This window comes from Pseudomonas sp. RC10-4-2 (assembly GCF_050433085.1).
Classification (GTDB): Bacteria; Pseudomonadota; Gammaproteobacteria; order Pseudomonadales; family Pseudomonadaceae; genus Pseudomonas; species Pseudomonas aeruginosa.
This window is the reverse complement of the sequence record NZ_JBNPXX010000012.1, coordinates 1-3,523: the sequence shown is the minus strand read 5'-3', so window position 1 is coordinate 3,523 and position 3,523 is coordinate 1. Positions and strand designations below refer to the sequence as shown.

General features: G+C 71.5%; 3 protein-coding genes. All 3 read left to right on the top strand.

Going from position 1 to position 3,523, the window contains the following annotated elements; all coding sequences use genetic code 11:
* On the top strand, positions 1-1,218 hold the full coding sequence (gene phzC, locus FHW81_RS30495; RefSeq protein WP_003093621.1) for a phenazine biosynthesis protein PhzC: 1,218 nt from the start codon (positions 1-3) through the stop codon (positions 1,216-1,218).
* Entirely contained in the window at positions 1,215-1,838 is a 624-nt protein-coding gene (gene phzD, locus FHW81_RS30490) for a phenazine biosynthesis protein PhzD (protein ID WP_003093625.1), read from the top strand. The genes phzC and phzD overlap by 4 nt, the downstream gene beginning before the upstream one ends.
* A partial coding sequence (phzE, locus tag FHW81_RS30485; protein ID WP_031631786.1) for a phenazine biosynthesis protein PhzE occupies positions 1,835-3,523 on the top strand: 1,689 nt, incomplete at its 3' end. The genes phzD and phzE, both read left to right, overlap by 4 nt.

Sequence of the window (3,523 nt, the reverse complement as noted above, 5' to 3'; positions counted from 1 at the left end):
ATGGACGATCTATTGCAACGCGTACGGCGCTGCGAAGCGCTGCAGCAACCCGAATGGGGCGATCCGTCGCGCCTGCGCGACGTGCAGGCGTACCTGCGCGGCAGTCCGGCGCTGATCCGCGCCGGCGACATCCTGGCCCTGCGCGCGACCCTGGCGCGGGTCGCCCGCGGCGAGGCGCTGGTGGTGCAGTGCGGCGACTGCGCCGAGGACATGGACGACCACCATGCCGAGAACGTGGCGCGCAAGGCCGCCGTGCTGGAACTGCTGGCCGGCGCCCTGCGCCTGGCCGGCCGGCGGCCGGTGATCCGCGTCGGGCGCATCGCCGGGCAGTACGCCAAGCCGCGTTCCAAGCCGCACGAGCAGGTCGGCGAGCAGACCCTGCCGGTCTATCGCGGCGACATGGTCAACGGCCGCGAGGCCCATGCCGAGCAGCGCCGGGCCGATCCGCAGCGGATCCTCAAGGGCTACGCGGCGGCGCGCAACATCATGCGCCACCTGGGCTGGGACGCCGCGTCCGGGCAGGAGGCGAATGCCTCGCCGGTCTGGACCAGCCACGAGATGCTGCTGCTCGACTACGAGCTGTCGATGCTGCGCGAGGACGAGCAGCGCCGGGTCTATCTCGGTTCGACCCACTGGCCGTGGATCGGCGAGCGCACCCGCCAGGTCGACGGCGCCCATGTGGCGCTGCTGGCCGAGGTGCTCAACCCGGTGGCCTGCAAGGTCGGTCCGGAGATCGGCCGCGACCAGTTGCTGGCGCTCTGCGAGCGCCTCGACCCGCGCCGCGAGCCGGGGCGCCTGACGCTGATCGCGCGGATGGGCGCGCAGAAGGTCGGCGAGCGCCTGCCGCCGCTGGTGGAGGCGGTGCGCGCGGCCGGGCACCCGGTGATCTGGCTGAGCGACCCGATGCACGGCAACACCATCGTCGCGCCCTGCGGCAACAAGACCCGCCTGGTGCGCAGCATCGCCGAGGAGGTGGCGGCGTTCCGCCTGGCGGTGTCCGGCTCCGGCGGCGTGGCCGCCGGGCTGCACCTGGAGACCACCCCGGACGACGTCACCGAGTGCGTCGCCGATTCCAGCGGCCTGCACCAGGTCAGCCGGCACTACACCAGCCTCTGCGATCCGCGGCTGAACCCCTGGCAGGCGCTCAGCGCGGTGATGGCCTGGTCCGGCGCAGAAGCGATCCCGAGCGCAACCTTCCCCCTGGAGACCGTGGCATGAGCGGCATTCCCGAAATCACCGCCTATCCCTTGCCGACCGCCCAGCAGTTGCCGGCCAACCTGGCGCGCTGGAGCCTGGAGCCGCGGCGCGCGGTGCTGCTGGTGCACGACATGCAGCGCTACTTCCTGCGCCCGCTGCCCGAGAGCCTGCGCGCCGGGCTGGTGGCCAACGCCGCGCGGCTGCGCCGCTGGTGCGTCGAGCAGGGCGTGCAGATCGCCTACACCGCCCAGCCGGGCAGCATGACCGAGGAGCAGCGCGGCCTGCTCAAGGACTTCTGGGGGCCGGGCATGCGCGCCAGTCCGGCCGACCGCGAGGTGGTCGAGGAGCTGGCGCCGGGGCCGGACGACTGGCTGCTGACCAAGTGGCGCTACAGCGCCTTCTTCCACTCCGACCTGCTCCAGCGGATGCGCGCCGCCGGCCGCGACCAGTTGGTGCTGTGCGGCGTATACGCCCACGTCGGGGTGCTGATCTCCACGGTCGACGCCTACTCCAACGACATCCAGCCGTTCCTGGTGGCCGACGCCATCGCCGACTTCAGCGAGGCGCACCACCGCATGGCCCTGGAATACGCCGCCAGCCGCTGCGCGATGGTGGTCACCACCGACGAGGTGCTGGAATGAACGCCCTGCCCACATCGCTGTTGCAGCGCCTGCTCGAACGGCCGGCGCCGTTCGCCTTGCTCTACCGCCCGGAAAGCAATGGCCCGGGCCTGCTCGACGTGATCCGCGGCGAGGCGCTCGAACTGCACGGCCTGGCCGACCTGCCGCTGGACGAGCCCGGCCCGGGCCTGCCGCGCCATGACCTGCTGGCGCTGATTCCCTACCGGCAGATCGCCGAGCGCGGCTTCGAGGCGCTCGACGACGGCACGCCGCTGCTGGCGCTGAAGGTCCTGGAGCAGGAGCTGCTGCCGCTGGAGCAGGCCCTGGCGCTGCTGCCGAACCAGGCGCTGGAACTGAGCGAGGAAGGTTTCGACCTCGACGACGAGGCCTACGCCGAAGTGGTCGGGCGGGTCATCGCCGACGAGATCGGTCGCGGCGAAGGCGCCAACTTCGTGATCAAGCGGCGCTTCCAGGCGCGCATCGACGGCTACGCCACGGCCAGCGCGCTGAGCTTCTTCCGCCAGTTGCTGCTGCGCGAGAAGGGCGCCTACTGGACCTTCATCGTCCACACCGGCGAACGCACCCTGGTCGGCGCCTCGCCCGAGCGACACATCAGCGTGCGCGACGGCCTGGCGGTGATGAACCCGATCAGCGGCACCTACCGCTACCCGCCGGCCGGGCCGAACCTGGCCGAGGTCATGGAATTCCTCGACAACCGCAAGGAAGCCGACGAGCTGTACATGGTGGTGGACGAGGAGCTGAAGATGATGGCGCGGATCTGCGAGGACGGCGGCCGGGTGCTCGGTCCCTACCTCAAGGAGATGGCGCACCTGGCGCACACCGAGTACTTCATCGAGGGCCAGACCAGCCGCGACGTGCGCGAGGTGCTGCGCGAGACGCTGTTCGCCCCGACCGTCACCGGCAGCCCGCTGGAAAGCGCCTGCCGGGTGATCCGCCGCTACGAGCCGCAGGGTCGCGGCTACTACAGCGGGGTGGCGGCGCTGATCGGCGGCGATGGCCAGGGCGGGCGCACGCTGGACTCGGCGATCCTGATCCGCACCGCCGAGATCGAGGGCGACGGCCGCCTGCGCATCGGCGTCGGCTCGACCATCGTGCGTCACTCCGATCCCCTGGGCGAGGCGGCGGAAAGCCGGGCCAAGGCTTCCGGGCTGATCGCCGCGCTGAAGAGCCAGGCGCCGCAGCGCCTGGGCTCGCACCCGCACGTGGTGGCGGCGCTGGCCAGCCGCAACGCGCCGATCGCCGACTTCTGGCTGCGCGGCGCCAGCGAGCGCCAGCAGTTGCAGGCCGACCTGTCCGGACGCGAGGTGCTGATCGTCGATGCCGAGGACACCTTCACCTCGATGATCGCCAAGCAGCTCAAGTCGCTGGGCCTGACGGTGACCGTGCGCGGCTTCCAGGAGCCGTACTCGTTCGACGGCTACGACCTGGTGATCATGGGCCCCGGCCCGGGCAACCCCACCGAGATCGGCCAGCCGAAGATCGGCCACCTGCACCTGGCCATCCGTTCGCTGCTCAGCGAGCGCCGGCCGTTCCTCGCCGTGTGCCTGAGCCACCAGGTGCTGAGCCTGTGCCTGGGCCTGGACCTGCAACGCCGGCAGGAGCCCAACCAGGGCGTGCAGAAACAGATCGACCTGTTCGGCGCCGCCGAGCGCGTCGGCTTCTACAACACCTTCGCCGCGCGCGCC